A 26,471-nucleotide genomic window follows, 5' to 3' on the forward strand; every position below is an offset into this window, starting at 1 on the left:
CGAACATCCTAGTGACGACACACTGCCGGTAGATATTGTATCCCTGCATTCGAGGTACACTCCCAAGTGTAGGAACCGTTATTTTCACTAGGAGTCAGAGTCAAGGTTTTACCACGGATTTTTTCGGAAACCCCGCTCGCATTTTTCATGGTAGCGGTAATGACTCCACTCGTGGTAATTTCAACTCGTGCAACGTATTTACCCGTGATCTCCGTAGGGGCTGTAATGCCAGCATCAGTATTGGACGCTGGCCAGCTGCCTTTGTTGGCCTTGGTCTCAGTAACGGCGCTTTTTTGTCCACTGGCAAGCAGCATGGCTTCGCTCATTTGTGAGCGTGCCAAGTAGTTCTGATACGCCGGCAGGGCGATGGCTGCAAGAATACCGATAATCGCGATGACTATCATAAGTTCAATCAGGGTAAAGCCCTTTTGTTGTAAGTGTTTCATAAAATGACCTTGTTCGAACAAAAAAGAAGCCACACCAAGGTGTGGCTTCGAGGTTTTCAGCTATATCCGTTTCCAGTAAAGCCAACCGTTTAACTATTAACGGCAAGAGGCCGGAAGGTATTTGGCACTAGCGTCAGACGCACAAGCCCAAACATAAGAACCACTGTTCTCGGTCGGGGTCAGAGTCAGTTTTTTACCACGAATTTTTTCAGAAACGTTAGAGGTTTTCATGGTAGCAGTAATAATACCAGCACCACTAATATTAACATTGGCAACGTATTTCCCAGTAATATCGGCAGCGGCAGCGACACCAGCAGCGGTGTTATTGCTCGGCCAATCGCCTTTGTTAGATTTGGTTTCAACAACAGCACCTTTTTGACCACCAGCAAGATTGAATGCTTCAGACATTTGTGAACGAGCAATATAGTCTTGGTAAGCCGGTAGAGCGATAGCAGCCAAGATACCGATAATAGCGATGACGATCATCAGTTCGATAAGGGTGAAGCCTTTTTGCATTTTTTTCATGGGTTACTCCATTTAAGATTTCAGGTTTGAATAACAGCTTTCGCTGCGGTTAGTAACAGCGTTTGCTGTTGGAAACTCATATGCCAGCGATATGCCATGTTGTGTTTTTTATTTATATTCAATATGTTATAGAAATAATCTACGTTTGTTTCTCCGTTTTTACCCTTTTTACCGCATATTTTCGACTGGCATTACGGGTGGTAAAGCGACAAATTTTTGCCACCGTCTGACGCTTTCTTTCCCGCCAGCAACCTTTCCCGACGGTTTTGACATTTTTTGTTGGCAAGGTGTCGCTGTTGGTACAACACGCGTCATGCCATTCTGTTTTGCAGAATGCCCATAGGCGATAAAAAAGCCCGCCGAAGCGGGCCTTAATATAAGCTGGGTGGGATCATTCGAGAATGACGTAGTAGGCGAAAAGCGCCACCACAGCGATACTGACGAAGTTCAGCACGAGACCAGCAACGAACATGTCGCGTGATTTGATTTCGCCCGTGCCCATGACCAGCGCGTTTGGCGGGGTCGCCACCGGCAGCATGAAGGCGCATGACGCGCCGATACCGATCACCAGCACCAGCACTTCTTTCGGCATCCCCATTTTTTCGGCGACCGCCGCGAAGACCGGCACCAGCAGTGCAGCAGAAGCGGTATTACTGGTAAATTCGGTGAGGAAGATGATGAAAGCAGCCACGATAAAGATGATGATGAGTGGCGAAACACCACCAAGTTTGGCCGCGAGCATTTGCCCAATTTCTAGCGAAGCACCAGATGCGCCGAGGACGTTGCTCAGGGTAATACCACCGCCGAAGAGGAGCAGTACGCCCCAGTCCGCATTGTCAGTCACCTCTTTCCAGCTAGCGAGCCCTAACACCACGACGGCGATGATGGCACAGAGGGCAACGAAGGTGTCCGGCGAGGTAATATTGAGCGCGGCTTTAATCTGGTTGCCACAAATCCAGGCAGCAGCGGCAGCGACGAAAACAACAAGCGTCAGTACGCGCTGCTTGGTCCACGGGATAGATTCTGCGTTGCTTTGCTGAATTTTCTGCTTAAAGTTCGGCTTGCAAACGATATAAAGCGTGATGAACATTGCAGGCATCAGGATAAGCGTAATGGGCAGGCCAACTTTCATCCAGGCGACAAAATCCATATCCAGCGCTTTGGCGGCAATGGCGTTCGGCGGTGAACCTTGCAACATTCCCATACCGCCGATACTGGCGGAATAGGCGACGGACAGCAGGACGAAGACGCGTGTGCCGCGATCATTTTTATCTACCGAAGACAAGAGACCAATCGCTAGCGGCAGAATCATCGCTGCCGTCGCCGTGTTGGAAATCCACATCGACAAAAAAGCGGTGATGAAGCAGAGACCGATGGTAGACCACAACATACTCGATCCCGCCGCCTGAATAATGATGCTAGCTATCTTCTTATCGATCTTCTGTACCTGCAAGGCGGTTGCCAAGGCGAAGCCGCCAAGGAAGAGATAGATAATCGGATCAGCGAAGCCGGCAAGCGCCGCTTTCATCGTCATCGCTTTCTCAAAAGTGCCGTCAGGATTCATCTTTTCCGGCATATGCAGTAGCAAGGCGCCGATAGGAATCATAATGGCAGTCAAACTGATGTGAACTGCTTCCGTGAACCAGAGGATGGCGACAAAAATCAGCAGCGCCAACCCTTTGTTGGCCTCATTGTTATAAGGCAGATACTGGTACGACAACCATGCAACAACGAAAGCAGCGGCAATGATGCCCAAGCCGGTCACAATACCGGGGGGAAAAAAGCCCTTAATCTCGTTGGAAGTGACGGGAGAATTAACAGACATAACGGGTTCCTCTCAAAATTATTGCCCGCGCTTAATATAAAGCAGCGCAAGTGATGAAAGGAAGCGGAAAATACTAAATTTTTCACATCATCATAGATATTTAGCAAAAGCAGCATCAATTATCCACATCCCCGCGCATTCCTTGCTTTTACGTAACCGGCACCGTAAAATCCGCGCTCTTTTCACAGGCCCAACGCCATCGGCAAAGTGAAACTTAATCGGAGACTATCAATATGCTTACCGCTGAACAAAAAAGCGAAATCATCAAAAAATATCAACGCAAAGAAGGGGACAGTGGCTCTACTGAAGTGCAAGTTGCCCTTCTGACTGCACGTATCCTTGACTTGCAACAGCATTTCGAAACCCACAAAAAAGACCACCACTCCCGTCGCGGTCTGCTGAAAATGGTTAGCCAGCGTCGCCGCCTGCTTGACTACTTCAAACGCGTCAACTATGACGGCTACCGCAAACTCATCGCTGACCTCGGTCTGCGCCGCTAATCCTTAAAAGAGACTGCCAGCGTGAAAGAGAGCATTACCTTTACCTACGGGAACCATCAAGTAATCCTGGAAAGCGGCGAAATTGCCCGTCAGGCCGACGGTGCTGTCATCGTTAACATGAACGGTACCGTCGTTCTCGTGACTGCCGTTGCGAAAAAAACCGTCGCTGAAGGACAAGATTTCTTTCCGCTGACCGTTGATTACCAAGAAAAATCCTATGCCGCCGGTCGTATCCCCGGCGGCTACTTTCGTCGCGAAGGCCGGCCAAGCGAGAACGAAACCCTCGTTTCCCGCCTGATTGACCGCCCACTGCGCCCGCTCTTCCCGGAAGGCTTCTTCAACGAAGTACAGGTCATCGCCAGCGTGATGTCGGTCAATCCCGATGTAAACCCTGACATCCCGTCCATGATTGGTGCATCCGCCGCACTCGCCCTATCCGGCGTGCCGTTCAATGGTCCTATTGGAGCCGCGCGTGTCGGCTACAAAAATGGCAACTACCTGCTTAACCCGTCCGACAAAGAATTATTGGATTCCGACCTTGACCTCGTCGTCGCTGGAACTGAAAGCGCCGTGTTGATGGTCGAATCACAAGCGAACGAATTATCCGAAGAAATCATGCTTGGTGCCGTCATGTTCGGACACGAGCAAATGCAAACGGCCATCAACGCCATCCGCGAACTGGCTGCCAAAGCGGGCAAACCTGCTTGGGACTGGCAGGCAGAACCCCAAGACGAGGCCCTACACGACAGAGTCCGCGAACTGGCCCGCGACAAACTCATCGCCGCCTACCAAATCGCCGACAAACTCGAACGCCAAAACACCGTTGCCACCATTCACGAAGAAGCACAAACGGCCCTGGTTAGCGAAAATGGCTGGACCGTTTCTGCAGTTGGCAACGCCGTACATGAACTCGAATACCGCGTAGTACGTGACCGCATCCTTGCCAAAGAGCCCCGCATTGACGGTCGTGACACCGTTACCGTCCGCCCTATTACCATCCGCACCGGTGTTTTGCCGCGCGTGCATGGTTCCGCCCTATTCACTCGTGGCGAAACCCAGGCACTGGTTGTGACCACCCTCGGCACCAGCCGCGACGCACAAATCATTGACGCACTTACCGGAGAATACCGCGACATCTTCATGCTGCATTACAACTTCCCGCCATTCAGCGTCGGTGAGGTTGGCCGGGTTGGCTCACCTAAACGTCGCGAAATCGGGCATGGTCGTTTGGCACGCCGTGGTGTTACCGCCATCCTGCCTAAAGAAAACGACTTCCCTTACACCATCCGCGTCGTCTCGGAAATCACCGAATCCAACGGTTCCAGCTCAATGGCTTCCGTCTGCGGCACCAGCCTTGCCCTGATGGATGCCGGCGTACCGGTCAAAACGCCGGTGGCAGGCATCGCGATGGGACTCGTCAAAGAAGGCGACCGCTTCACCGTCCTCACCGATATCCTGGGGGACGAAGATCACCTCGGCGATATGGACTTCAAAGTTGCCGGTTCTGTAAACGGCGTCACCGCGTTGCAAATGGACATCAAAATTGACGGCATCACCCGTGAAATCATGGAGCAAGCTCTGACCCAGGCCAAAGCAGGACGCCTGCACATCCTGGAAGTCATGAACCAGGCCATTGCTGCACCGCGTGCGGAAATCTCCGAATTCGCGCCGCGCTTCACCACACTGCGCATCGATGTCGAAAAAATCAAAGACGTTATCGGCAAAGGTGGCGCAACCATCCGCAGCATCACCGAAAGCACCGGCACCACCATCGAAATCGAAGACGACGGCACCATCAAAATTGCCGCTGTGGACAAAACTGCTGCCGATGACGCCCGCCGCATCATCGAAGAAATCACCGCCGAGCCGGAAATCGGCCGCGTTTACGACGCCAAAGTCGTGAAAATTACCGATTTCGGTGCCTTTGTTGCCTTCCTGCCCGGTAAAGAAGGCTTGGTGCATGTCTCGCAAATCGCTGATTATCGCGTAACCAACGTTGAAGACGAATTGAGCGTCGGCCAAGAAGTCAAAGTCAAACTGCTAGAAATTGACCGGCAGGGGCGTGTACGACTTTCTATCAAAGAGGCAAAAAATTCGCTATAATCCGCGCCCGTTTTCACCCATACAACCCCCGGAGAGATGGCAGAGCGGTCGAATGCGCACGCCTGGAAAGTGTGTATACGTTAATAGCGTATCGGGGGTTCGAATCCCCCTCTCTCCGCCACTTTATATGCATCCGCGACTCAAAAAGTCGCGGATTTTTTTGTGCACGTTATTCGCAAATGCCTGAAAACATTATGACGAAAAGTGGGGCGTAATTGCTGAGTCGTGTTCAAGCGGCGTGGTTACGGGGGTGACGTCAAGCGGCATAAATACTGAGCCCGTTAAGCAGCGTAAATATTGGGCTCTTCAAGCGGCGTAGTTATTGGGCCTGCTAGGCAGTACGCGTGAAGGGATGGGTATCAGTTACCGTCAACGAGATGCTGCACGTCGTGCGCTTCGCTGTACTCGGGGATGTCCAGTTTGTCGAGCAGGTGGCTGATAACCGTTTCCGGCACAGGATGTTCGCGGTTGCGGTTTTGTTGCAGCAGTTGTGTGTAGGGTACTTCGAGGTAGTGCAGGTGAATACGGGCGTGGTAATCGGCGAAAAGCCCCGTCCATTTGTCGCGGATATCGCGGCTGATGTTGGTGGCATTGAAAATGAAGGGCTGGCCGGCGCGCAGGTAGCTATAGTTGAATAGATAAAAAAGCGTAACAAGGCGCGCCGCCGTAGACAGTACAGATAGTACGGCAAGGCGGCGCAACGCCGTTACGATTTTTTAGATGTTTAACTATACGCGCCTGTTCTTTCGCCTGCTGGATGACGCGACCGTTACCTTTTTCTTGTCGGTAGGATCAATACCGGCGGCACGACGGATGTCATCAAGTGAGAGGATGGGCAAATTGCGGTAATGCATACGGATATGGGCGTCTTTGCCGCTGCCCGGCAGGGCACTCAAGATATACATGTCGCTTTTCAGGTCGTCGTAGGGAATGTAGTCTGGATAACTGTCCGGGTGGTTGAGGTAGTGGTAGCGGGCAAGTGCGCTCGCGAAAGGGCGCGGCTGGCCATATAGTCGAATCGCTAATAAAGAGTAACGAGAGTAAAGAACCAAAACAGCAGGGCATTCACATCAGCCAACCGCCATTGTTTCCTCAACCGTTTGATCCATGCCCACGTCTTCTCTATCGGGTTGAAATCCGGGCTATAGGGCGGAAGCCACAGCACCGTATGTCCCTCAGCCTGTAACGCATCCGGCGTGTCCTGCCGTTTGTGGAAGGAGGCGTTGTCCATCACGATCACGCTGCAGGCGGGCAGTTCCGGCAGCAGTATTTCTGTCGCCCATGTATGAAAAACATCGCTGTCTATGCTGCAATCAAAGGCAGTGAAAGCAAATGGCACGGTGCCGCACAGGGCGCCTATAACGTTGGTTTGAGCCTTGCTCCATCCGGATACGCCTGCGCATTTTTGCCCGCGTGGTGCATAACCGTAAGGACGGGAGATGTCTTTTCTGAAGCCGCTTTCATCGATATAAACAAATGGATGCAGGCGTTCTTCGTAGACACTTTTTACTTCGAGGAATTCACGGCGTTTTTCTTCGTCTGCCTTGCGGTGGCGGAAGTCTTTGTTTTTAACGGTGAAGCGATAGCGCTTGAGCGCTTTGCAGATGCCGTTTTGCGAGCAGCCCAGACGTGCAGCCCTTTCCCATTGTATAGTCATCAGGGTGATCGGCCACGTCTTGCCGGATGACTTCTTCTGTGAGAAGGCGGGGCGTAGAACGGCGGCTGCCTTTGGGTTGTGGCTGTTTCTTCCAGGTAGCAAGGGTGTTGGGGCTGATGCGGTGTCCGGCTGCCACTTCGCGATAGGTGCTATCTTCGAGTTCTGCAAGGATTTTTTTACGGATATGGGCTGGATAGGTCATGATTTTGATGGTTACTGTTTTTTTGCTATTTAACTATATATTTAGTTGATTATGGAAAGAAGACTAGGGGCTGTTGACATTATCGCAAGGCGATAACGGTAGCAGCCAGATAAATGTTGGCGGAAAAGGATGTATCCGTCTTCTCTGCCCGCATGGCAACCTTCTTGAACTCTCTCAATCTACAGAAGAAATTTTCAACCAGATGCCGCCACTTATACATCTCCTTGTCATACTCACGCGTCGCCTTACGGTTACTGCGCGGCGGGATAACCACTTTACTGCCCCATTCTGTCAAATCCTTAACCCACCAATCCGCATCAAACGCCTTATCCGCCAGCAGTGCCCCAAATTCCCTGTCCCTAATCAAAGGTTCAACCCCGCAAATGTCATGACGTTGCCCGGGTAGCAGGCGGAATCCCACCAGATTTCCCAAGGCATCCACCAGAGTCAGTATTTTGGTGGTTATGCCGCCTTTGGATTTACCTATAGCCTGATTCAGGGTCCCCCTTTTGCCCCCCTGACCGTGGCGGTGAACTTTGACGATGCTGCCATCAATCACGGCATATTCCATATCCGCCTCACCGCTGATTTCCTCAAAGATTCTGGTAAAGTGCCCTACTTTGCCCCAGCGGCGGTAACGCTGGAACACGCTGTTCCATTTGCCAAATCCCTTGAGCAAATCCCGCCACGGGCTGCCGGTGCGGGCTATCTACAGCACGGCTTCTATAAACATGCGGTTATCGGCGGTTGGTCCGCGATCATTAGCCCTACCTGTACACAGGGGCTCAATTTTTGCCCATTGGGCATCGGTTAGTATCAATCTTTCTTTCATAATCTTTCTTTCATAATCATATGATATGGCTTGGAGAACACTTGTCAACAGACCCTAGAGATATAGTTTTTCAAATAGAACTGATACGGTGTTGGTTCGCCATTTTGTCTCACTCCCATTTAAAACAACTATAAAAGAGGCTGCATAGCTGTTGGAATAAAATGGAAATATATGGGTATTTACGTGCAACATGAAAGAACAAAACCGCCCAAGCGGGCGGTCTTGACTATAGCGAGAAAAATGTTAAGAATTTCGGGTAAATATTCCATTGAAAGAAACAGGAACTTGTTCAACGATAGAAGATAGTCCCATAACTTCTACCATACGGGCAACGCCTTCCGTCATGCCCATTTGTTTGATATCAAGAATGACGGGAGCGCGGGTTGAAACAGTAATCTTGTTATTCATATTACGTTGAATGGACAGATCAGCATTAAAATTGATCTTTTTGCCATGAATATTGATTAGTAGCGGTTGCTGCAACGATATAGTTTCACCTTCCTGCAATTTGTTAATGGCAGACATTTCTACTTTGCCAGAGATTTCTGCATTGGCAAATTGTCCAGTCTCAAATACCCAGTCTTTCAGCCGTTGATCGCGTAAGTCAATATTGGTTTTCACACTGGAAAGATCAATATTCATAGTGAAATTTCCTTCTGCATCCAATTGTGATTTGTTGGCAGTGAAACTGGATTGCTCAGTAATACTGTTTAACTGCTTATTGATCTTACTGCTTAAGAAAGTAATAGTGCTATCTTGTGCAGTCCACAGGCTGGCATCCATATTCCCGCCATAAGCGGACATAGCCGCTGTTATTAACATAAAAGAAATTATATTTTTTTTCATACTTACTTAGTCCAAAACAATGGGACAGTAGAGCAGATAGAAATATCTGTTCTGCTTAATATTCTCTAAATTAAATAAATCTAATCTTTTACTTCTTGTCTTTGTGTCCTTTTTTCATGTGTTCATGTTTTTTGTCTTCTACCATAAAATCATGGTGTTTCATATCATCTTTGGCCATCTTATCATTCATCATTTTGTCTTTTTTCATGGCGTCATGGTCTTTCATGTCATCTTTGACCATCTTGTCATCCATCATTCTGTCTTTTTTCATGGCGTCATGGTCTTTCATGTCATCTTTAGCCATCTTGTCATCCATCATTCTGTCTTTTTTCATGGTGTCATGGTCTTTCATGTCATCTTTAGCCATCTTGTCATCCATCATTTTGTCTTTTTTCATGGAATCATGATGCTTCATTTCATCTTTGGCCATAGTATTCTCTGCCATAGCATCTTGAGCTTGTGCATGATTTGTTATGCTCATGGCGAAAATCATATAAGCGATTATTTTTTTCATAACTTGATTACCTCTTTATTAAAGGAGAACTTAGGATATTCAAGTAATATCCTGTCTTCCGGATATTACAAATCGAATTATAACGATGCTTATGGGAATGGAAATTTTAGACTATAAATAAAGGCAACCGGTTTTTCTATTATAAGTTATTTGAAACAGTAGTATCTTATTGTTTATTAATTCATTTTTTGAGAAATCAGTACATTATGATGCTTGCTTTTACGTATTGATGCGACAATTCAGTATAAATATGAGATAAACTCATCAATAGGCTTCTCCTTTTCTTGGTCTCTTAAATTTCCAATTCTGGGAAAACAGACTATATGCAAGAAGCAGTTGCTGACATGGAGAATATGCTAATTTTGTCATCGGCAAACTCAGTGTCTACCCCGCTTGGTGGCTGTTTTCTGCTCCCAGCCAGCGCGGGTGGGTAACGAAGATTCAGGTATAGGTGGTGGCTTGAAATGTATGCTGCTTAGAATTCGAGCAGATTTGACAGACTTTCCCAACAGTGAAAACAAAGGAAATTTTGGCGTAATGGACAAAACGGGTGCTAAAAAACGCCGCAACCCTTACGCTGTAAGGCTTTCGGGAGTTGAAAGCCTTTGAACACAAAAAATGCCTTTTCTGCGGCTCAAAACAGGTCAAGAAGAACGGTACCCGTGATGGCAACAGCGCTACAAATGCACCGCCTGCAACAAGCGTTTCAGCGGCGGCAACAGACTTGACCCTGACACCCTCTGGCAGCTTTACAGTGACGGCAAGCAGAGCGCCGCACAGCTTGCAGAGCAGCATGGATGCAGCTTCAAAACTATCCGCCGCTATCTTGCCAAAGCAGTCACGAAAGCGCCCTGCGTGACCCCGCAGGCGGCAGTTAACCTCATTGTGGATAACTACCTACTTCGGGCGGAAATGGGGCGTCATGGTGCTGTATGACGCGATCAGCAAGCGGGCGCTATCAGTGCTCGAAGTCAAGAACGAGACGATTGAGCGCTACCGACAAGAGGTCGCAGCGCTGCAAGAAAGAGACGTTGTGATACAAAGCATCATCTACGACGGACGCAGCGGGCTGCTGCAAGCCTTCCCCGGCATTTTGGTGCAGATGTGCCAGTTTCACCAGATCAAGATCATCGTCCGCTACCTGAGCAAAAAGCCAAAAAGTGAGGCGGCACGCGAGTTGCGGGCGCTGACGCTGACGCTGACGGGTAGCACTGTTAAATAGCAAAAAAAAAACAGTAACCATCAAAATTATGACCTATCCAGCCCATATCCGTAAAAAAATCCTTGCAGAACTCGAAGATAGCACCTATCGCGAAGTAGCAGCCAGACACCGCATCAGCCCCAACACCCTTGCTACCTGGAAGAAACAGCCACAACCCAAAGGTAGCCGCCGTTCTACGCCTCGCCTTCTCACAGAATCGAAGTCATCCGGCAAGACATGGCCGAGCACCCTGATGACTATCAATGGGAAAGGGCTGCACGTTTGGGCTGCTCACAAAACGGCATCTGCAAGGCGCTCAAACGCTATCGCTTCACCGTTAAAAAAAGACTTCCGCCACCGCAAGGCAGACGAAGAAAAACGCCGTGAATTCCTCGAAGTAAAAAGTGTCTATGAAGCACGCCTGCATCCATTCGTTTATATCGATGAAAGCGGCTTCAGAAAAGACATTTCCCGTCCTTACGGTTATGCACTACGCGGGCAAAAATGCGCAGGCGTATCCGGGTGGAGCAAGGCTCAAACCAACGTTATCGGCGCCCTGTGCGGCACTGTGCCATTTGCTTTCACTGCCTTTGATTGCAGCATAGACAGTGATGTTTTTCATACATGGGCGACAGAAATACTGCTGCTGGAACTGCCCGCGTGCAGCGTGATCGTGATGGACAACGCCTCCTTCCACAAACGGCAGGACACGCTGGATGCGTTACAGACTGAGGGACATACGGTGCTGTGGCTTCCGCCCTATAGCCCGGATTTCAACCCGAGAGAGAAGACATGGGCATGGATCAAACGGTTGAGGAAGCAATGGCGGTTGGCTGATGTGAATGCCCTATTGTTTTGGTTCTTTACTCTCGTTACTCTTTATTAGCGATTCGACTATAGAGACGCTGTTTGGCAGCCTGAAAAGCAAAGGGTTCAATCTGGAAGACACACATATGACCGCACCGGCGAAGATAGACAGGTTGATGTCAGTGCTGGCGACAGGCTTTGTGCTGTCCTGCCGCGCGGGGGAAGCAGAAGATAAACGGCGACCGGTCAAGGTGAAGAAGCATGGCAGGCCTGCGCAAAGTTTATTCCGGGCGGGGTTGGACCGACTGGTTTCTGTGTTATTCAGGGGGATGAGGCTATTGGAGGTATTAGGCGGTGAGGTGATAGATTTACTGGCGGTCAAGGAGGATGTGGGATGAAGGTTTTTTTGTCGTGTACGAAGCGGTAGGATCAATACCGGCGGCACGACGGATATCATCAAGCGAGAGGATGGGCAAATTGCGGTAATGCATGCGGATATGGGCGTCTTTGCCGCTGCCCGGCAGGGCACTCAAGATATACATGTCGCTTTTCAGGTCGTCGTAGGGAATGTAGTCTGGATAACTGTCGGGTGGTTGAGGTAGTGGTAGCGGGCAAGTGCGCTCGCGAAAGGGCGCGGCTGGCCATAGCAGCCGTTTTCGCGGCAGAGTTCGGCGAAAAGGTCTATGCAGGTGAGCAGGGTGTCGGCATCCTGGCAGATGCGGCCTTGGATATCGGCACGGGCAAGCAGTGTCAGCCAGTGGGTGTTTACTTGCAGGCTGGCGGCGATAACGCGGTGCGCGGGGTGGGTTTTGTCAATGGCCCACAGCGGCAGGCCGTGCCAGCGCACGAGTTTGGCGATACTTTCGCGCACGGTAAAGGGCGTGGGAATATCGGTGTAGAAAATGCGGCGCGCACTGTATTCTCCTTTTTTGGCATGGCGCGGCGAGGTGATGCGGGTTTTGCCATTGATGGTTTCGCGGGTCGTCGTGCTGCGTTTTTCGATGTCGTGCATGAGTGCAGCGGCAAAGAGGATATGCTGCGCTTCTTCGTCCAGCGCCTGGTAGTCCGCTGTCCGCTTGCTCAAGCAACGCGGCGACAGCCATTTTGGTATGGGTGAGGACATCGCCTTCGCCGTGCCATTCGGGGTCTTGCGGCACGTCGGCCATGTCTGCCAGCCACAAGTAGGCGACGGTGAGGTTCGACCAGTCGGGGTCGTGGCCGGGGTGGTAGTGCGGGAAGGTCCACATGTTCAGTTACTCCGGTAAGCGTAGGCGTCCCAGCCGTATTTCTGATAGTCCATGAGGCGGGCGGGCTGCCAGGTTTTGCTCCAGTGGGTGTCGGTTTTGACGTGTTTGGCGCGCACGAGTTTGCACAGGTTGTCGAATTCGTTCACGGCAACGGGCAGGTCGCCGTTGTTGGTGAGGTAGCCGTCGCGGTTGCGGATGACAAAACCTTCGCAGCAGGGAGCACCGCTTGCCGGGTCGTAGCCGCCAAGCGCGCCAGCGGTTCCGACGGCGTCTGTCCACGGCATACCGAGGTTGGCGGTGAGCCAGTCAGCAAGGATGCGGTTTTCGTCGCGTTTGTCGTTGTAGAGGGCGGAAAGCGGTGTGGTGATGGGAATTTCAGGGACGGTCGGGAAGTCGAAGAGAGCGGCGTAATACTGCACTTCTTCCCAACCAAGCCAGCGCCCGCCTTCGCGCACGGCAAAGAGGTAGTAATAGGATTCGAGAGCGTGGTAAGCGATGGAATGGATGCCGTAGAGGTTTTCGCCGAAGAGTTCGAGGTCACCGAGGTCGTGGTGGATATGCTGCCAGCGTTCGCGCAAGGGTTTGTCCCACGGGTGCTGGCTGGGTGCAGCGTGTGAGCGAGCGAAGACGCCGTAGCGGTTAAAGCAGTTGTTTTGACCGTCGAGTTTTTCAGTAAGAACGAGTGCGGGCTTTTGCGCAAAGCTGCGTACGTAGCCGGTGGGCATGAAGCGGTCGTCCGAGGTAGTGCCGAGACTGATGTGGGCGTGCAAGCTGCGCTGGTATTTTTCGCTGATCGTCATGGGGTTCGGGGTTAAAAAACGCCGCTGACGCGGCGTCCATTGGCGGTAGGTTTAGGGACCGGGGCGGTAGCGCAGCTCTATCCCATCGCCGCTCAGGGTGAGGGTATCGCCGTCGCGACGAATGGTTTTGGTCGCATTCAGCGCTTTGATGTAGTCGCTTTCGAGACGCATTACCTCCATATCACCCGCCATCAGGGTGGTGGTGGTTTCACCAGTGTGTTCAATGGTGTTGCCGCGTATTTTCACCGGGGCATTGTATTGGTTGATGGCCGCAGTGCCGGTGAAGGCGTCTTTATTTGCTGTATTCAGGGTAATTTTGCCGGCGGCAGTATTAAGCGCTTTGCCGTCGGCTTGTCCTGATTCGAGCACCCACTGCCCTTGCATGCCGCCACTGGTATCGACGGTCGGGTCGTAGCTATCCATGCCTCCGCCCTGGCAGGCGCCGAGCAAGAGGGGGACACAGGCGAGGAGGATTTTTTTGCTTTTCATAGGGTTTTCTCCCGGTTGTTGTGAATGTGGCGTTTTACGGCTTCCTGCGGGGTCTCGTTTCTGTCGTTCGTGACAGCTTCTGTCGGTGCAGGTGCTGCAATAGCTGGTTTGGCCGCTGATACAGGAGCAGGATTGTTGTCGGCAGATTTGACCGCGTTGGGCGACTCTTCGTGTTCTTGTGCGAGATAAGAGAGGGTGACGGTCTTGCCGCGCCGTTTTTCCAGTTGTTGCTTCAGCGCGTCTTTATCCATCAGGTCTTGCGCGCCGCTGCTCAGTTGGTTGAAGACGTTTTTGTAGCTGTCGGTCAGCTGATCCACAGCGTCGGCGGTGCGTGCAAAGTGATCGTTCACGCTGCTGCGGAAGCGGGCATAGGATTGTTTCAGGGCATCGCGTTCTTTGCGCAGGTTTTCGGTTTCTTCTGCCGCGTGCTGTTCGTTGCTCTGGTTGGTGCTTTTGATGATCCAAACGAGAACGGCGCCGATGAAAAAGCCGAGCGCGGCGGCAACGAGGACAGATGGGGTCATGTGTGCTCCTATGAATAAAAAGTTTAATTGGCAGCAACCCGCTGAAAGATCAGGGTTTGATCGCAGTCGCGTGTGGTGAGCTTTTTGCCGATGAAGCGATCTTCCACGACGGCCTGGACGATGCTGGTATGGTCATCGCGGCCGTAATCAAGAATGGTGCCTGCCGGCGAGTGTTTGTGGTAGAGGGCGCGACACCCGGTCTTGTAGGTGGAAACGATGGCGTAAGCGAGGTGGCGGTGCTGCGCGCATTTGCTGAGGTGGTGATCGCCATGGCTATAGTGCCGGTGCATGAGGCCGGAATTGAGCATTTGCGGCAAGAAGCGATTGGCGGTATCGGCGTAGATTTCGGGAATCCCTGCCCGGATACGCGCAGCATACCAGGCTTCTGTGCTAAGCACTTCTGCGACGGGGTATTCACTGATGCAGGGGATGACGCCGGGAACACCACTGACCAGGGTGATGTTGGCCTCGGTGGTGTAAAGGACGGGGTCGGCACCGGAGCTGTCGTTGACCAAGGCGCCAAAATGCAGGGCGGTGGCGGTGAAGTGAACGTCGCGGTTATCAATACGTCGCTCGATATGGGCGAGGAAGGTGGGGACGGTTGAACGCGGCAGACGCAGCAAGATGCCGTCCGCCCACGGGAAAACCCAAAGAAAAGCCAGCACTTTTCCTTCTTCATTACAGCAGGTGGCGTATGTCCAGTGCCCTTGCGCCAAGGCATCCAGATCGCCATTCAGTTGTTCTTGCAGGAAGCTCCCCGCCGAGATGCCGTGCACTTTCAAAATGAGGGAATCGTCAATCATGGTGTTTTTCCTGTGGTTTTTTGTGGCGTTTTTGTCACTGTATTATAGCCCCGGGCGATATACTTAAAAACTCTCTTTATGTCGATAAGGAAACATTATGAATCCAAGACTGGCCTGGCTGTCGCGTCGCGGTATCAAGGAACTGGATATTGTGCTGCAAAGTTATTTGCAGGATGACTACGCAGATGCGCCGCCTGCCGAACAGCAAGCTTTCGCCTCCCTGCTGGAATATCAGGACCCCGACATCCTTGACCGCCTCTTTCACGGCGTGGAAGACAGCAACGCGCAGATCGCGGCGCTGGTCGTGCGGCTGCGGGGGCGCTAACCGGCAAGAACAAAAGGGTTGATGAACACTGCCTGCGGGTAAGCGGCGCGCACCGCCGCTTCATCGCACCGCTGATAGAGGATTTTGATGTTCGGCCCGGCATCGATGGTGGCGTAAATTTCAAGACCGTCGGCACGCTGCTGCCAGAGGCGGTGCAGGGCATCAAGGCTCGCGCCGTGCAAGTAACACAAGGCGGGACGGGCGGCGAGCATGGTGGCGTGCATGGCGAGGGCGTTCGCCTCCGCCGTCGCGCCAAGCGTGGTGAAATCGTGGGTATGAATCGCTGTCTCAATCGTGGCGAGATCGCGGGCGGCGGTCGCCGGCCAGGCGGCATAGAGCGGACTGGTAGCGGTGGTGTGGTTCATACCATCGCCGCTCGTGGTTTTCTTTGCGCCGCTGTCGATGGGCAGGAGAGCAATGCGCAAATCCTGCCAGTCACTGACGATGGGCGCAGCGATGCTGTCGCTGCCGTCCACCTGTTCACCTTTGTCCCATTTGACGAAACCGTGCCAGAGCGAGCGCGCCGCGCTGCCGCTACCGATACGGGCCAGGGCGGAGAGGACGGCATCAGGCAAGTCAAGCTGCCAGTACGCATTGAGCGCGCGGGTGAGTGCGGCAAAACCGGAAGCGCTGGAAGCGAGACCGGCAGCGGTGGGAATGGTGTTTTCGCTGGTGATAGCCAGCGGCTGCGGTGCGCCCCGGCGGATGTGTTCGATGAAGACGAAGGTGCGGCGGTGCAGGGGACTGTCTTCGCCAGCAAGGACGCCGTTCAGGGTGATGCTGTCGGCATCTGCCGCACGAATGGTGGTACGGCTGCCGTGGCTGCCAAGCGAGATGGATAGGCTGCCATTCGCCGGCAAATTCAGCACGCGGTCACTCTTGCCCCAGTATTTGGCGAGCGCGATATTAGCGGGCGCATAGGCAGTGGCGGCTTCGACGGGTTCAAGACGGGGCGGCAGGTAGGGAGCGAGGTAGTCGGCGGGGGTCATAAACGGTTCCGGAGGTTAAGCGTACAGGGTCGCCATGATAGTCGTTTCAAACAGGACTGAAAGAAGCGGCGGCATGGCTGGCCCCGCCAAGCGGCGTCATTACTGGCCCCGCCAAGCGGCGTAAACACTGGCCCCACCAAGCGGGATAAACACTGGGCTCCCCAGCAAAAAGCGGGGCATGGCCCCGCTCTTTCCCTTTTATATAAATCGTCAGGCGGCGTTCTCTGCCACTTCCTGCTGTTCCTGTTCCTGGCGCTCGCGGTGGTAGTGGCGCAGGGCGTGTTCGGCGCGGCGTCCCGCACTGAAGGCGGAGACGCGTTTCAGGTAGCCGATGACGCGCGTACCGTAATCAATGTCATGCGAACCGCAGGCGCTGCACGTGGTCAGGGTGCGTTTGTCGATGTGGTTGCAGTCGTTGCAGATGGTGATACGCACGTTGACGCAGAAGTAGTTGCAGCCGGTGTGCGCAGCGATGTCGAGCAGTTTGCGGTAGCCTGCTTGGGTGAGGGCTTCGTCGAGGTTGAGGTGCAGCGCCGAACCGCCGTCCAGCCAGTCGATCAGCTCGCGGCCGTGCAGGATGAATTTGTCCAGCGCGTTCGTTTTGTGGTTGTCTTCGACGAGATAGAAGTAGGAGTTGTAGCAGTCGCGCGCCACTTTGTAGCCGTCGCGTTTGTCCCAGGTAGCGTTTTTCACGCCGAGGTTTTCCGCCGGCACAAACTCGGTGTTGTAGCGGACGCCATAGGCTTTGTTCGCGCGTTGGTTGGCGTGGTAGATGGTTTTCAATTTTTCCTGCACGAAAGCGATGTAGGCGGGGTTGTTGCCGACGGTGATGCCCTGGGATTCGGCCGCTTCCGCCATGCCGTTGATGCCGATGGTGAGGTATTGTTTGTCGAGGGTGATGAAGCCCGCGTCATAGACGGTGAGCATGCCGGCGGCGAGGTATTCTTCCATCAGTTTGCGGTAGGCGTACTGGTAGCGGTGGATTTTTTCGACTTCGCTCAGGAGGTCGCGCCCATCCTGCACGAGGCGGTTCATGTTGATGGTGATGACGTTGATGGAGCCGGTCGCCACGCCGCCTGCACCGAGGGTATAGCTGAAGGTGCGGTCTTCAATGGCGTTGCGCAGGCGGCAGCAGGAGGCCAGCGAGTCGGGGTTGTCGGACTGGTACACGAAGAAGGCGTTACCGGCGGCAAGTTCGGCGGCGATGTGGTCGGCAAACGCCTGGTCTTTGCAGCGGCGGTTTTCGGTGAGCATGGCGACAGTCACAACCGGGAAGGTGAGGATGGCGCGTTTGCGCTCGGCGTTGAACCATTGCAGGAAGTAGTTTTGCAATTTGGCGACGCTTTCCCAGTTGGGTTTGCTGAAGTCGGGGAAAACGAAGTCGCCGAACATGGCATCAAAGTAGTACTGGTCGTAGATGGAGATGTTCCAAAAGGCGCTCTGGTAGCCGCGCGCGGCAGCGGGCTGGTTGATGCTGTACACCACTTGTTGCAGGCAGTTGGCGATGTCGCGCTCGTGCGTCGTCAGGTAGTCGTCGCCGAAGTCTTTGCGCGCGAAGTGGTCAAAGTAGGTGAGGAATTCGACGGTCGCCACCGCGCCGGCAAACTGCGAGCTGATGGCAAAGACGAGGTTGATGAACGAGCCGCAGAAGGAAGCGAGATGCTGCGGCGCTTTCGATTCTCCGCCGAGTTTGCTCAGGCCGTCGCGCAGGAAGGGGTACATGGAAATGGAAACGCAGTAGGGTTTGAGGCTGGTTTCGTCGTGGATGTAGATTTCGTGCGCCTCAATCTGACGGATATATTCGGCGGCATCCGCGTCACCAAAGATTTCGCGGATTTTGCGGCTGACCTGCGCGCGGTTCACCTGCACCATCAGATCTTTCATCAGCTCGCTTTCCAGCGTGGCGATGTTTTTCTGGGTGACGTTGGCATTGGCGTCGAGTTTCGAGCCGTCGGCAGCGTTGTGCGCGCGCACATAATCATCCATAAAGTCCAGTTTCAATTGAATCTGTTCGGGGGTCAGCCGCAGCATGTCAGTTCCTCCAAAAGAGTTGATTGAGCACCGCGCCGTCGGCGGTACGGATAAAGCGCTGGTTGGTGGCGGGGTCGTCCAGACCACCCCGCTCACGCCGCCAGGCGCCGGTTTTCAAAAAGGTGAGTTCCGCCCGGATAGCGGGGGGAACGTCATCGAGTCCGGTGTAAAGACAGGTTTTCAACCCGGCGGCGCGCGCCGTGCGCAGGCAAGCCAGCAGCGCTTCGCCCTGCCATTCGCCGCCAAAGAAGAGGACGCAGGACAGCATTCCGGCGTAATCCTCAATGCGGCGTTGCAGACGGGCGGGGGTGAGCTCGTCGCCCTGGTCGGCATTCCAGGTGTAGGTGCTGTGGCAGCCGGGGCAGCGCAACGGACAGCCGGCGATGGTGTAGGCCAGCGAGACTTCGCCCGGCACTTCCTGCCATACGATGTCTTCGTGCACATAGCGCAGCATGGTTGAAGGTTCTCCTGTTCTTTACGGGGTGTAAACGCAAGATATAGTATGTCTGACATATACATAACGCAATATATAGTGCCATGCGATTTGATAAGCGCTTGTAAGTAATTGGCAAATCAGGCCGTTAAAAGAGCGGGAAAAGACAGTAGCGGAAATCAACTTTCCCTAACATACTGTTAGAAAGAGACTTTACAGACAAAGAACCCCGAAAACCGCGCAACGGCGGGGGAATAACCGCCCCCAACCACCGCCGTGCTACCATCAGCGGCGGCAAAAACACCACAACCCACGGAGAAAACCCATGAAAAAAACTGCCTTACCCTGCTTGCGGCTACTGCCCTCCCCGCTTTCGCCGCCCTTGATATCGCTTCAGTAGATATTGAAGGGATTAAATTAGGGATGAATGAAAAAGAATCCGCAGCTATTGTGAAAGCGTATTGTGAGAAGGAAAAAGATGGAAAATATGAAGAACTCCCTATGCCTCTAAATGAAATAAATTTTAATGCTTCTATATGTAGCTTAAATGATTTTGCTGCTTTTTCACTAGATTCAAATACAGTATTAGTTGGCACAGAGCAGGAAATTAATTTAGATAATATTAACGACAAAGATTTTATTAAAAACTGGCAACTCGCTGTACAAGAGAAGGCCATACAGAAATATGGCAAGCCCATATTGGAAGCAGACAATGTAACCATCATGCTGAATGGTCAAGCAGGCGAGACAGTTCAACATGCGTTGTGTTGGGGAGGGTGTAAAACACGCAGTTCAGGATCCAACAAGAGTGAATTGGACGCTAAAGAAAAGGCGCTCCTTATTGGGCTTGATATTAAAGGAAGTAAAGCCACCATTATCCGTATGCTTATAGACGAAACCGCTATCAACGCAGCACAAAAAAACGCTCCCAAAACAGAGGCAGAAAAAGCCGCTGCCAAAGTCAATCTATAAACCCCTTTACCCATCATTTACGGCGGACAACAGTCCGCCGTTTTTTATGGAAACCGCTGCACACGACAAAAACCGCCACTTACCACCGCAGCGAGTACCGATGCTCCACCAAGCGGAGTGGTTGCCGGGTTCGCTGCTTTACGATTAGTTTTGCTGCCCCCATCCCAACCCTTCCCCTGTATAGACCGGATACATAGGTAACAACGTGCGAGGACATAGGTAACAGTCCGGGGATAGTCTATCAGGCGTTTCTCAAATCAAACTCCTCCACAAATTGATGACAAAAATACAGGGCAAAAACACCATCCTCTCCAACGACCGGACGCAGGGCTACCGGCTGGCCTGCCAATGCCTTGCTGGTGCGTAGGGCCTTACCCTGAAAACTCACCCAGCCGCCCTGTTGCACCTTGCGCACAAAGTCATCTCCCGGATACTCCACCGGCGGCAATTGCGTCGGCAGGCTACGTGTGCTGGGCTGGTAGCACTCCGACGGAGTCGCCATGCCCAGCGCTTGATGCGGACGTTCGTGGTTGTAGATGTGCCGCCAGGAATCAAAACGTCTTTGCACATCAAGTAAATCAATAAAGTCATAGCGATCAATCAGTTCTGCCTTGAGTGTGCGGTGGAAACGCTCGTCCTTGCCGTTCGTCTGCGGATGGTGAGGACGGCTATGGCTAACGTGAATACCCAGGCGGATGAGCCACACGCCAAGCTTGGTTAGCGGGCCTTGCCCACCGTTGCCCCAGGGCGAGCCGTTATCAGTGTTGATGCACTTCGGCAGGCCATAGCGCCCGAACACCCGTAAGAGCGCCACCTGCACGCTCTCGTGGCGTTCGTTGCCCTGCGCGTCAAGGCAGAGGTTGTAGCGTGAATGGTCGTCAAGGATGGTCAGCGGGTGGCAGCGCCCCTCGTGGCTTGTGCTGAAGTAGCCTTTGAAATCCATCTGCCACAGGTCGTTAGGAAACGGATGCTCGAAACGCTGCCACGGAGTCGCGGCACAGCTGGCCTCAGGGCTGATGCGGCCATTGCGGCGCAGGATGCTGTTGACCGTGCTGGACGCAAGGACGATGCCGCTGTCGCGCGAGAGGACGTGGGCAATTTTGCGCGCGCCCCAGGCGGGATGGTCATCGCGCGTGGCGAGGATACGGGCTTCCTGGGCCTGCGGAGTGCGCTTGGGGCTGTTCTTCGGACGGCGGGATCGGTCGTCCATATCGTCGCGGTTGAGCCATTTGTAGATGGTTTTACGGCTGACGCCGAAGCGGCGGGCAAGCTCGCTGATGTTGGCGCCGGGCTTGCGGGCGAGGGTAACGAGTTCTATGCGTTGTTCTTTCACGGTTTGGGTTCTCCAAGGCATGGGGTCCTCCGTCGGTTGGGACGGGGTAAGTGTTACCCATCTCTTCGCACATGTATTACCCATGTCTCCGGTCCATACATTCCCCACGGGGGAAGGGCTTTTCGTGCCGAGTGGCGTCAATACCGGGCTCGTCAAGCTACGTCATTACTGGGTCCACTAAGCAATCCGTTGGGGGTGTTTTTGTCGTGTATGCAGGAAACGGTTATAAAAAACGGCGGGTCATGCCCGCCGTTTTTTGCGTGATTTTGCTCGCTCAGATAAAGCGATTCATCAACAGCAGGTTGATAAGGTTGCCCTCGGCGCGCCGATCGCTTTTCGGGTCGAAGCGTTCGTAGCACAGGCTGTCCTGGACTTTGATGTGCCAGTGGCTGAGTTCGAGGCCGTCTTCCGGGGTGCCGACGAGGGTCAGGATGAGAGCACCATTGCGTACCAGGCACATTTTGTAGAGGTTCAGCGCCGGGTCGCCGCTGACGCTCAGTTCGACGCCGTATTCGACGCAGCGGCTCGCGGGGTCGTATTTAGGCGCGGGGGCGAAGGTTTTCCAGCGCACGGCGTCTTTGCCGGAGAGGCCGCTTTCCTGGTTCAGGATGTCAAGGTCTTCGCTGATGCCCTGGCGGACGCGGGCCGGGTCTATCGGGATGTTGTCGTCCACATAGCCGACCGGGTTGTAGCTCAGCTGGGCAAAGACGCTGCCATCGCCGCCGTTTGGCAGGGCGATGGCGATGATGTCGCTGGTGTCGCCGAGGTGTTCGCGGATGAAGGTCTGCTGTTCGGTGCGGTTCAGGACTTTCCAGCCTTTGGGCGGGGTTAGGGTGGCGATGTCGGTCATGGGGTTTCCTCGGCTGTCGGCCAGTTATAGCCGATTTTATCGGCCCAGGTGTTGATGATGTGGCAGAAGATATCGGCGGTGAGTTCGGCGTCGTATTTGGCACCGTGGGCTTTTTGGCTGTCGTAGTCGAAGCCGCCCTGTTTGGCGACCCGCGCCAGCACGGTTTGTCCGTAGGCGAGTGCACCGAGAGTGACGGTATCAAGGACGCTGAAGGGGTGAAAGGGGTTGCGTTTGTAGCCGGTACGTTCGGCAAAGGCGTTGATGAAACCGAGGTCGAAGGTGGCGTTGTGCCCGACGAGGATGCTGCGGCTGCATTCTTGTTGTTTTTGGTAGGCGCGGATTTCGTCAAAGAAGCGTTCGGCCGCTTTGTCTTCGTGATAGGCGGGACGCAGCGGGTGAAAAGGGTCAATACCGGTGATTTTCAGGGCTTCGGGGTCAATGTTGGCGCCAGCGAAGGGGTGGATGTGGTAGTGGATGGTGTGGCTGCGGGTGAGGTGGTTGTCGTCGTCGAAGTTGACGAGCACTGCGGCCACTTCAAGCAACGCGTCTTTTTTCGCGTCAAAGCCGCCGGTTTCGACGTCAATGACGACCGGCAGGAAGCCGCGAAAGCGCTGGCTGATGAGGGTTTGGGGCATGTGTGGTTCCAATGGCGCGGCTCAGGTTTTTTCTTGCATGGCAGCGCGGAAGTAGTTGTAGGCGGCAGCGGTGTATTGCCACATGGAGAGGATAGTGAGGACGGAGGCGATGAGGATGAGCACCTGGCCGATGCGCCAGATGGGCAGGCCCAGCCAGTCTTCGCGGTAGATGAGGAAGCCCATCGAGAACATTTGCACGGTGGTTTTCCATTTGCCGATTTTGGCGACGGCGACGACGCCGCGATGGCCGATGCCGCTCATCCATTCGCGCAACGCCGAGATCCAGATTTCCCGGCCGATGATGATAAGGGCGCAGAGCATGAGCCAGATGCTGGGGTTTTCTTTGATGAGGACGATGAGGACGGCGGCGACCATGAGTTTGTCGGCAACGGGATCAAGGAAGGCGCCGAAGGCGCTTTCTTCTTTGAGGTGGCGCGCCAGCCAGCCGTCGAAGAAGTCGCTGAGGCAGGCGATGGTATAGACGCCGAGCGAGAGCCACTGGCCCCAACTGTGCGGATGGCAGTAGTAGGTGAGGATGAAGAGGGGAATGAGCACCATGCGCAGGATGGTGAGTTTCATCGCCCAGCCGCTGAGGAAGTGTTTGGGGGGTGTTGGTGTCATGGGTCAGCCTTGTTCATGAAGGGTGGCGTAGATTTCTTTGGCCAGGGTTTCGCTAACGCCGGGAACGCGTGCGAGTTCTTCGACGCCGGCAAGCCGGATTTGTGCCAGTCCGCCAAAATATTTTAGCAGCGCTTGCCGACGTTTGGCACCTACGCCGGGGATTTGTTCGAGCACAGATCGCTTGCTGTTTTTGGCGCGTCCGGCGCGGTGGCCGGTGATGGCGAAGCGGTGTGCTTCGTCGCGGATTTGCACGATGAGCTGCATCGCCTGGCTGTCCGGTGGCAGGTAGCGCGCGGTTTCTTCGTGCGGGAACCAGAATTGTTCGAGTCCGGCCTTGCGCCCCTGCCCTTTGGCGACGCCGACGAGATGCACGCCGCTGATGCCGAGTTCGTTGAATACTTCCACCGCCTGACGCAACTGTCCTTTGCCGCCGTCAATGAAGAGCACATCCGGCAGGACGCCGTCTTCTTTCCGGATACGCTCGAAGCGGCGGCTGACGGTCTGGCGGATGGCGGCGTAGTCGTCACCTGCCGCCACATCTCGGATGTTGTAGCGGCGGTAATCGCTTTTCAATGCGCCGCGATGGTCGAAGACGACGCAGGAAGCGACGGTTGCCTCGCCCTGGGTATGGCTGATGTCAATGCATTCGAGGCGTTCAGGGATGTCCGGCCAGGCGAAGGCTTCGGCGAGCGCGGCAAAACGCTGCTGCATGGTGAGTTTGCCGGTCAGGCGCAGGCTGAGGCTGAGTTTCGCGTTCTCTTCGGCGAGTTCCAGCCATTTGCGCCGCATGTCGCGCGGGTGGCTGTTCAGCATGGTCTTGCGCCCGTTTTTCTCGCTGAGCCAGGCGGAGATGGTGCCGGCATCGGCCAGTTCATGGTTCAGAATCAACTGCGGCGGTGCGTGGCGCTCGTGGTAATACTGGGTGATGAAGGCGGCGAGGATGTCCGCTTCCGGCGTCTCTTCCGGCAGCTTCGGGTAATAGGCCTGCGAGGTGACGTTGTGCCCGTCGCGGTAAAACAACACCTGTACGCAGGCCTCGCCGTAAGCGGTCGCCACCGCCAGTACGTCTGCATCGGCCTCGCCCGCCACCATGTGCTGCTTCTCGGTGGTCTTGCGCAACTGAATCAGCTGGTCACGCAGCAGCGCTGCCTGCTCGTAAGCGCGATTTTCTGCCGCCGCTTCCATCTTGGTGGTGAGTTCCTGCAACAGCATGTCGCTCTTGCCGTTCAGAAAATCGCGGGTATGCGCGACGGTTTCCGCATAGGCGGCGCGGTCGATATAGTCAACGCAGGGCGCGTAGCAGCGCTCAATCTGATACTGCAAACAGGGACGGCTGCGGCTGGCGAAATAGCTGTCCTCACACTGGCGCACGCGGAACACCTTGGCAAGGATTTCCAGCGCATAACGCGCCGCCTGCACATTCGGATACGGCCCGAAATACTCGCCGCCCTTGCGTGCGCCGCGATGCAGCGCCAGGCGAGGGAAGGCGTGCGCGCTGAGGTGGATATAGGGATAGCTCTTGTCGTCGCGCAGCAGAATGTTGTACTTCGGCAGGTGCGTCTTGATCAGATTATTCTCAAGAATCAGCGCCTCGGTCTCGCTGTGCGTAATCGTCGTATCAATATCCACCACCTGCCGCATCAGCGCCCGCGTCTTCACGCTCATGCCACTCTCGCGGAAATAGCTTGATAAGCGGCTGCGCAGATTCTTCGCCTTGCCGACATAGAGTACCGTGCCGTCGCTGTCGCGCATCTGGTAGACACCAGGCAGGGTGGCGACATGGCTGAGGAACGTCTTCGGGTCGAAGCGGCGCTGGCTGGCCTCGCTCATAGCCATAGGTACCTATACCTCAATACACACAGGGAAGAAGGGAATCCCCCCTCGCCCGCTTGCGGGACTGGAACAGTTCGCGTAGCGAGAAAGGGGCAGGGGTGGGGGCACTCGTCCGCAGGACGAACCACACCCAGTGGGCAGATGGCCATTTCCTGCCCTCCTCCCGCAAGCAGGAGGGGGGATTGTCCCTTGTCTCGAAAAGAATTTTCCATGACTGAGAGACAGGGGCCCCTATGTTCATAACCCGCCCAACACCGCCTCAACGCGCCGCACATCTTCCTCGCAGTCCACCCCTGGCGGTGGCGCCTCGCTCACCACGCCGACCGCGACGCGCAGCCCGTGTTCCAAAAAGCGCAGCTGCTCCAGTTTCTCCGCCTCTTCCAGCGGTGTTGCCGCCAACAGCGGATAGCGCTTCAGCGCCGCGACGCGATAGGCATAAATGCCGATATGGCGCAGATACGGAAACGCCGCATCAAACCCGCCTGCATCACGCACAAACGGGATCAGCGCGCGGCTGAAATACAGCGCCAGCCCCTGTTGATCGCGCACCACCTTCACCGCCGTCGCCGCTGTCGGGTCATCCGCAGCGGAAAACGGCGTAGCCAGCGTCGCCACCGCCGCCTCCGGATGCGCGGCCAGTGTCGCTGCCACCTCGCGAATCAGCACCGGCGGCAACAGCGGCTCGTCGCCCTGCACATTGACGACGATGGTGTCATCCGCCCAGCCTTCCTTATCGGCAACCTCGCACAGCCGCTCCGTGCCATTGGCATGATCGCTGCGCGTCGCCACCACCTGCACCGGTTCACCGGCAAGCGCGGCGGCAATGCGCGCGTCATCATGCGCAACCCATACCGGGAATCCGCCCTGCACCGCCTGCCGCGCCGTGCGCACCACCATCGGCAGCCCGGCAATCAGACGCAGCGGCTTGCCGGGCAGGCGGGTGGAGGCAAAGCGGGCGGGAATAACGACGACGGTGTTCATGAGGGTGTTCCTGGATTAAAGCGGGAAAGCGGCATTGTACCTGCGGCACGCGGAGAAGGATGCCGGATGGTACCAAGCGTTGCGATTACTGGGTTTGCGTCGGTTGGCGAGGGGTTTTGCTGGAGACGTTGCAGGCAACGTCTCGAC

The 26,471-nt window shown here is 54.5% G+C and carries 30 protein-coding genes, 1 tRNA gene and 3 pseudogenes; 8 read left to right on the plus strand and 26 right to left on the minus strand.

Annotation, left to right across the window (positions count from 1 at the left end):
* Window positions 1–8: 8 nt before the first annotated feature.
* From DY250_RS11370 to DY250_RS11380, 3 genes are all read right to left on the minus strand, one after another.
* Entirely contained in the window at window positions 9–446 is a 438-nt protein-coding gene (locus DY250_RS11370; protein WP_115612390.1) for a pilin, read from the minus strand.
* Window positions 447–542: 96 nt separating this feature from the next.
* Complete coding sequence (locus DY250_RS11375) at window positions 543–971, minus strand: pilin (protein WP_115612391.1); 429 nt, start codon at window positions 969–971, stop codon at window positions 543–545.
* Between the two features lie 391 nt (window positions 972–1,362).
* Window positions 1,363–2,796 carry an SLC13 family permease gene (locus DY250_RS11380; protein WP_115612392.1) on the minus strand — a complete coding sequence of 478 codons (1,434 nt, stop codon included), beginning with the start codon at window positions 2,794–2,796 and terminating at the stop codon, window positions 1,363–1,365.
* A 233-nt stretch (window positions 2,797–3,029) separates the two neighbouring features.
* On the opposite strand from DY250_RS11380, the gene rpsO reads away from it, so the two are divergent.
* The 3 genes from rpsO (at window position 3,030) to DY250_RS11395 (ending at window position 5,520) form a co-directional block, all read left to right on the plus strand.
* Window positions 3,030–3,296, plus strand: coding sequence for a 30S ribosomal protein S15 (rpsO, locus tag DY250_RS11385; RefSeq protein ID WP_006985646.1), 267 nt, complete (start codon window positions 3,030–3,032; stop codon window positions 3,294–3,296).
* Window positions 3,297–3,317: 21 nt separating this feature from the next.
* Window positions 3,318–5,399: a polyribonucleotide nucleotidyltransferase gene (gene pnp, locus DY250_RS11390; RefSeq protein WP_115612393.1), complete on the plus strand. Its 2,082-nt coding sequence runs from the start codon at window positions 3,318–3,320 to the stop codon at window positions 5,397–5,399.
* A gap of 30 nt (window positions 5,400–5,429) precedes the next feature.
* A tRNA-Ser gene (locus DY250_RS11395) sits at window positions 5,430–5,520 on the plus strand.
* A gap of 238 nt (window positions 5,521–5,758) precedes the next feature.
* Here DY250_RS11395 and DY250_RS11400 read toward each other — a convergent pair.
* The 8 genes and pseudogenes from DY250_RS11400 to DY250_RS13800 all read right to left on the minus strand — a co-directional run bounded on the left by DY250_RS11400 (window position 5,759) and on the right by DY250_RS13800 (window position 10,245).
* Window positions 5,759–6,100, minus strand: coding sequence for an AAA family ATPase (locus tag DY250_RS11400; protein ID WP_218565583.1), 342 nt, complete (start codon window positions 6,098–6,100; stop codon window positions 5,759–5,761).
* 27 nt (window positions 6,101–6,127) lie between these two features.
* Window positions 6,128–6,304 carry a hypothetical protein gene (locus tag DY250_RS14080; protein WP_172542353.1) on the minus strand — a complete coding sequence of 59 codons (177 nt, stop codon included), beginning with the start codon at window positions 6,302–6,304 and terminating at the stop codon, window positions 6,128–6,130.
* Window positions 6,305–6,420: 116 nt separating this feature from the next.
* Window positions 6,421–7,158 (minus strand): IS630 family transposase, encoded by a 738-nt coding sequence (locus DY250_RS11405; RefSeq protein WP_174904605.1) that lies wholly within the window; start codon window positions 7,156–7,158, stop codon window positions 6,421–6,423.
* Window positions 7,127–7,258 (minus strand): annotated as a pseudogene (locus tag DY250_RS15155) (transposase); the annotation flags it as partial. The gene DY250_RS11405 and the pseudogene DY250_RS15155, both read right to left, overlap by 32 nt.
* 79 nt (window positions 7,259–7,337) lie before the next feature.
* Window positions 7,338–8,093: pseudogene (locus tag DY250_RS11410) on the minus strand (IS5 family transposase).
* Between the two features lie 240 nt (window positions 8,094–8,333).
* Window positions 8,334–8,936 (minus strand): YceI family protein, encoded by a 603-nt coding sequence (locus tag DY250_RS11415; RefSeq protein WP_115612396.1) that lies wholly within the window; start codon window positions 8,934–8,936, stop codon window positions 8,334–8,336.
* Window positions 8,937–9,024: 88 nt separating this feature from the next.
* A complete protein-coding gene (locus DY250_RS11420) occupies window positions 9,025–9,450 on the minus strand; it encodes a pentapeptide MXKDX repeat protein (protein WP_115612397.1) in 426 nt (141 codons plus the stop codon).
* 441 nt (window positions 9,451–9,891) lie between these two features.
* Window positions 9,892–10,245 carry a hypothetical protein gene (locus DY250_RS13800; RefSeq protein ID WP_147293517.1) on the minus strand — a complete coding sequence of 118 codons (354 nt, stop codon included), beginning with the start codon at window positions 10,243–10,245 and terminating at the stop codon, window positions 9,892–9,894.
* Between DY250_RS13800 and DY250_RS15160 the strand changes: the two are divergent.
* From DY250_RS15160 to DY250_RS11430, 3 genes and pseudogenes are all read left to right on the plus strand, one after another.
* Window positions 10,228–10,386: pseudogene (locus DY250_RS15160) on the plus strand (hypothetical protein); the annotation flags it as partial. The gene DY250_RS13800 and the pseudogene DY250_RS15160 overlap by 18 nt on opposite strands.
* Window positions 10,373–10,672 carry a hypothetical protein gene (locus tag DY250_RS11425; protein ID WP_218565584.1) on the plus strand — a complete coding sequence of 100 codons (300 nt, stop codon included), beginning with the start codon at window positions 10,373–10,375 and terminating at the stop codon, window positions 10,670–10,672. The pseudogene DY250_RS15160 and the gene DY250_RS11425, both read left to right, overlap by 14 nt.
* A gap of 28 nt (window positions 10,673–10,700) precedes the next feature.
* Window positions 10,701–11,537 carry an IS630 family transposase gene (locus DY250_RS11430; protein WP_115612398.1) on the plus strand — a complete coding sequence of 279 codons (837 nt, stop codon included), beginning with the start codon at window positions 10,701–10,703 and terminating at the stop codon, window positions 11,535–11,537.
* Window positions 11,538–11,826: 289 nt separating this feature from the next.
* On the opposite strand, the gene DY250_RS14365 is transcribed toward DY250_RS11430, so the two are convergent.
* From DY250_RS14365 to DY250_RS11460, 6 genes are all read right to left on the minus strand, one after another.
* Window positions 11,827–12,000: a hypothetical protein gene (locus DY250_RS14365; RefSeq protein ID WP_218565585.1), complete on the minus strand. Its 174-nt coding sequence runs from the start codon at window positions 11,998–12,000 to the stop codon at window positions 11,827–11,829.
* Between the two features lie 8 nt (window positions 12,001–12,008).
* On the minus strand, window positions 12,009–12,581 hold the full coding sequence (locus DY250_RS11440) for an HD domain-containing protein (RefSeq protein WP_218565586.1): 573 nt from the start codon (window positions 12,579–12,581) through the stop codon (window positions 12,009–12,011).
* A 126-nt stretch (window positions 12,582–12,707) separates the two neighbouring features.
* Window positions 12,708–13,505 (minus strand): RNA ligase family protein, encoded by a 798-nt coding sequence (locus DY250_RS11445; protein ID WP_115612400.1) that lies wholly within the window; start codon window positions 13,503–13,505, stop codon window positions 12,708–12,710.
* 51 nt (window positions 13,506–13,556) lie between these two features.
* The gene (locus DY250_RS11450) at window positions 13,557–13,994 is read right to left on the minus strand and encodes an META domain-containing protein (protein ID WP_115612401.1); all 438 of its coding nucleotides are present in this window, start codon (window positions 13,992–13,994) and stop codon (window positions 13,557–13,559) included.
* Entirely contained in the window at window positions 13,991–14,518 is a 528-nt protein-coding gene (locus DY250_RS11455) for a Z-ring associated ZapG family protein (RefSeq protein ID WP_006986574.1), read from the minus strand. Before DY250_RS11455 ends, DY250_RS11450 begins: the two co-directional genes overlap by 4 nt.
* Before the next feature lie 23 nt (window positions 14,519–14,541).
* On the minus strand, window positions 14,542–15,321 hold the full coding sequence (locus DY250_RS11460; RefSeq protein ID WP_115612402.1) for a YgfZ family protein: 780 nt from the start codon (window positions 15,319–15,321) through the stop codon (window positions 14,542–14,544).
* 97 nt (window positions 15,322–15,418) lie between these two features.
* Here DY250_RS11460 and DY250_RS11465 point away from each other — a divergent pair, with 97 nt between their 5' ends.
* Window positions 15,419–15,646, plus strand: coding sequence for an FAD assembly factor SdhE (locus DY250_RS11465; RefSeq protein ID WP_115612403.1), 228 nt, complete (start codon window positions 15,419–15,421; stop codon window positions 15,644–15,646).
* On the opposite strand, the gene mvaD is transcribed toward DY250_RS11465, so the two are convergent.
* From mvaD to nrdG, 3 genes are all read right to left on the minus strand, one after another.
* Complete coding sequence (gene mvaD, locus DY250_RS11470) at window positions 15,643–16,635, minus strand: diphosphomevalonate decarboxylase (protein ID WP_115612404.1); 993 nt, start codon at window positions 16,633–16,635, stop codon at window positions 15,643–15,645. The two genes, DY250_RS11465 and mvaD, sit on opposite strands and share 4 nt — an antisense overlap.
* A 210-nt stretch (window positions 16,636–16,845) precedes the next feature.
* Complete coding sequence (gene nrdD, locus DY250_RS11475; protein WP_218565587.1) at window positions 16,846–18,666, minus strand: anaerobic ribonucleoside-triphosphate reductase; 1,821 nt, start codon at window positions 18,664–18,666, stop codon at window positions 16,846–16,848.
* 1 nt (window position 18,667) lies between these two features.
* Entirely contained in the window at window positions 18,668–19,120 is a 453-nt protein-coding gene (nrdG, locus tag DY250_RS11480) for an anaerobic ribonucleoside-triphosphate reductase activating protein (protein ID WP_115612405.1), read from the minus strand.
* Between the two features lie 255 nt (window positions 19,121–19,375).
* Between nrdG and DY250_RS11485 the strand changes: the two genes are divergently transcribed.
* On the plus strand, window positions 19,376–20,071 hold the full coding sequence (locus DY250_RS11485) for a hypothetical protein (RefSeq protein WP_115612406.1): 696 nt from the start codon (window positions 19,376–19,378) through the stop codon (window positions 20,069–20,071).
* A gap of 241 nt (window positions 20,072–20,312) precedes the next feature.
* Here the strand turns inward: DY250_RS11485 and DY250_RS11490 are convergent, their stop codons facing one another.
* The 6 genes from DY250_RS11490 to kdsB form a co-directional block, all read right to left on the minus strand.
* Complete coding sequence (locus DY250_RS11490) at window positions 20,313–21,425, minus strand: IS481 family transposase (protein WP_115612407.1); 1,113 nt, start codon at window positions 21,423–21,425, stop codon at window positions 20,313–20,315.
* 253 nt (window positions 21,426–21,678) lie between these two features.
* Entirely contained in the window at window positions 21,679–22,254 is a 576-nt protein-coding gene (locus DY250_RS11495; protein WP_115612408.1) for a DUF2167 domain-containing protein, read from the minus strand.
* Window positions 22,251–22,889 carry a ribonuclease T gene (rnt, locus tag DY250_RS11500; protein ID WP_115612409.1) on the minus strand — a complete coding sequence of 213 codons (639 nt, stop codon included), beginning with the start codon at window positions 22,887–22,889 and terminating at the stop codon, window positions 22,251–22,253. Before rnt ends, DY250_RS11495 begins: the two co-directional genes overlap by 4 nt.
* A 21-nt stretch (window positions 22,890–22,910) precedes the next feature.
* Complete coding sequence (gene pgsA / locus DY250_RS11505; protein ID WP_115612410.1) at window positions 22,911–23,510, minus strand: CDP-diacylglycerol--glycerol-3-phosphate 3-phosphatidyltransferase; 600 nt, start codon at window positions 23,508–23,510, stop codon at window positions 22,911–22,913.
* A 3-nt stretch (window positions 23,511–23,513) separates the two neighbouring features.
* Window positions 23,514–25,340, minus strand: a complete 1,827-nt coding sequence (uvrC, locus tag DY250_RS11510; protein WP_115612411.1) for an excinuclease ABC subunit UvrC — start codon at window positions 25,338–25,340, stop codon at window positions 23,514–23,516.
* Between the two features lie 240 nt (window positions 25,341–25,580).
* Window positions 25,581–26,324 carry a 3-deoxy-manno-octulosonate cytidylyltransferase gene (kdsB, locus tag DY250_RS11515; RefSeq protein WP_115612412.1) on the minus strand — a complete coding sequence of 248 codons (744 nt, stop codon included), beginning with the start codon at window positions 26,322–26,324 and terminating at the stop codon, window positions 25,581–25,583.
* Window positions 26,325–26,471 lie beyond the last annotated feature (147 nt).

This window comes from Cardiobacterium valvarum (genome assembly GCF_900460955.1).
Taxonomy (GTDB): domain Bacteria; phylum Pseudomonadota; class Gammaproteobacteria; order Cardiobacteriales; family Cardiobacteriaceae; genus Cardiobacterium; species Cardiobacterium valvarum.

What these genes read in the sequence shown, in the direction of transcription:
- DY250_RS11370 (WP_115612390.1), bottom strand. Translation starts at nt 446, where the DNA reads ATGAAACACTTACAACAAAAGGGCTTTACCCTGATTGAACTTATGATA.
- DY250_RS11420 (WP_115612397.1), bottom strand. Translation starts at nt 9,450, where the DNA reads ATGAAAAAAATAATCGCTTATATGATTTTCGCCATGAGCATAACAAAT.
- DY250_RS14080 (WP_172542353.1), bottom strand. Translation starts at nt 6,304, where the DNA reads ATGTATATCTTGAGTGCCCTGCCGGGCAGCGGCAAAGACGCCCATATC.
- DY250_RS11430 (WP_115612398.1), top strand. Translation starts at nt 10,701, where the DNA reads ATGACCTATCCAGCCCATATCCGTAAAAAAATCCTTGCAGAACTCGAA.
- pgsA (WP_115612410.1), bottom strand. Translation starts at nt 23,510, where the DNA reads ATGACACCAACACCCCCCAAACACTTCCTCAGCGGCTGGGCGATGAAA.
- nrdG (WP_115612405.1), bottom strand. Translation starts at nt 19,120, where the DNA reads ATGCTGCGCTATGTGCACGAAGACATCGTATGGCAGGAAGTGCCGGGC.
- DY250_RS11440 (WP_218565586.1), bottom strand. Translation starts at nt 12,581, where the DNA reads ATGTCCTCACCCATACCAAAATGGCTGTCGCCGCGTTGCTTGAGCAAG.
- DY250_RS11380 (WP_115612392.1), bottom strand. Translation starts at nt 2,796, where the DNA reads ATGTCTGTTAATTCTCCCGTCACTTCCAACGAGATTAAGGGCTTTTTT.
- kdsB (WP_115612412.1), bottom strand. Translation starts at nt 26,324, where the DNA reads ATGAACACCGTCGTCGTTATTCCCGCCCGCTTTGCCTCCACCCGCCTG.
- DY250_RS11415 (WP_115612396.1), bottom strand. Translation starts at nt 8,936, where the DNA reads ATGAAAAAAAATATAATTTCTTTTATGTTAATAACAGCGGCTATGTCC.
- DY250_RS11445 (WP_115612400.1), bottom strand. Translation starts at nt 13,505, where the DNA reads ATGACGATCAGCGAAAAATACCAGCGCAGCTTGCACGCCCACATCAGT.
- rpsO (WP_006985646.1), top strand. Translation starts at nt 3,030, where the DNA reads ATGCTTACCGCTGAACAAAAAAGCGAAATCATCAAAAAATATCAACGC.
- DY250_RS11455 (WP_006986574.1), bottom strand. Translation starts at nt 14,518, where the DNA reads ATGACCCCATCTGTCCTCGTTGCCGCCGCGCTCGGCTTTTTCATCGGC.
- DY250_RS11425 (WP_218565584.1), top strand. Translation starts at nt 10,373, where the DNA reads ATGGTGCTGTATGACGCGATCAGCAAGCGGGCGCTATCAGTGCTCGAA.
- DY250_RS14365 (WP_218565585.1), bottom strand. Translation starts at nt 12,000, where the DNA reads ATGTATATCTTGAGTGCCCTGCCGGGCAGCGGCAAAGACGCCCATATC.
- DY250_RS11490 (WP_115612407.1), bottom strand. Translation starts at nt 21,425, where the DNA reads ATGCCTTGGAGAACCCAAACCGTGAAAGAACAACGCATAGAACTCGTT.
- rnt (WP_115612409.1), bottom strand. Translation starts at nt 22,889, where the DNA reads ATGCCCCAAACCCTCATCAGCCAGCGCTTTCGCGGCTTCCTGCCGGTC.
- DY250_RS11450 (WP_115612401.1), bottom strand. Translation starts at nt 13,994, where the DNA reads ATGAAAAGCAAAAAAATCCTCCTCGCCTGTGTCCCCCTCTTGCTCGGC.
- DY250_RS11465 (WP_115612403.1), top strand. Translation starts at nt 15,419, where the DNA reads ATGAATCCAAGACTGGCCTGGCTGTCGCGTCGCGGTATCAAGGAACTG.
- mvaD (WP_115612404.1), bottom strand. Translation starts at nt 16,635, where the DNA reads ATGACCCCCGCCGACTACCTCGCTCCCTACCTGCCGCCCCGTCTTGAA.
- nrdD (WP_218565587.1), bottom strand. Translation starts at nt 18,666, where the DNA reads ATGCTGCGGCTGACCCCCGAACAGATTCAATTGAAACTGGACTTTATG.
- DY250_RS11375 (WP_115612391.1), bottom strand. Translation starts at nt 971, where the DNA reads ATGAAAAAAATGCAAAAAGGCTTCACCCTTATCGAACTGATGATCGTC.
- uvrC (WP_115612411.1), bottom strand. Translation starts at nt 25,340, where the DNA reads ATGAGCGAGGCCAGCCAGCGCCGCTTCGACCCGAAGACGTTCCTCAGC.
- DY250_RS13800 (WP_147293517.1), bottom strand. Translation starts at nt 10,245, where the DNA reads ATGCTGCTCTGCAAGCTGTGCGGCGCTCTGCTTGCCGTCACTGTAAAG.
- DY250_RS11495 (WP_115612408.1), bottom strand. Translation starts at nt 22,254, where the DNA reads ATGACCGACATCGCCACCCTAACCCCGCCCAAAGGCTGGAAAGTCCTG.
- DY250_RS11460 (WP_115612402.1), bottom strand. Translation starts at nt 15,321, where the DNA reads ATGATTGACGATTCCCTCATTTTGAAAGTGCACGGCATCTCGGCGGGG.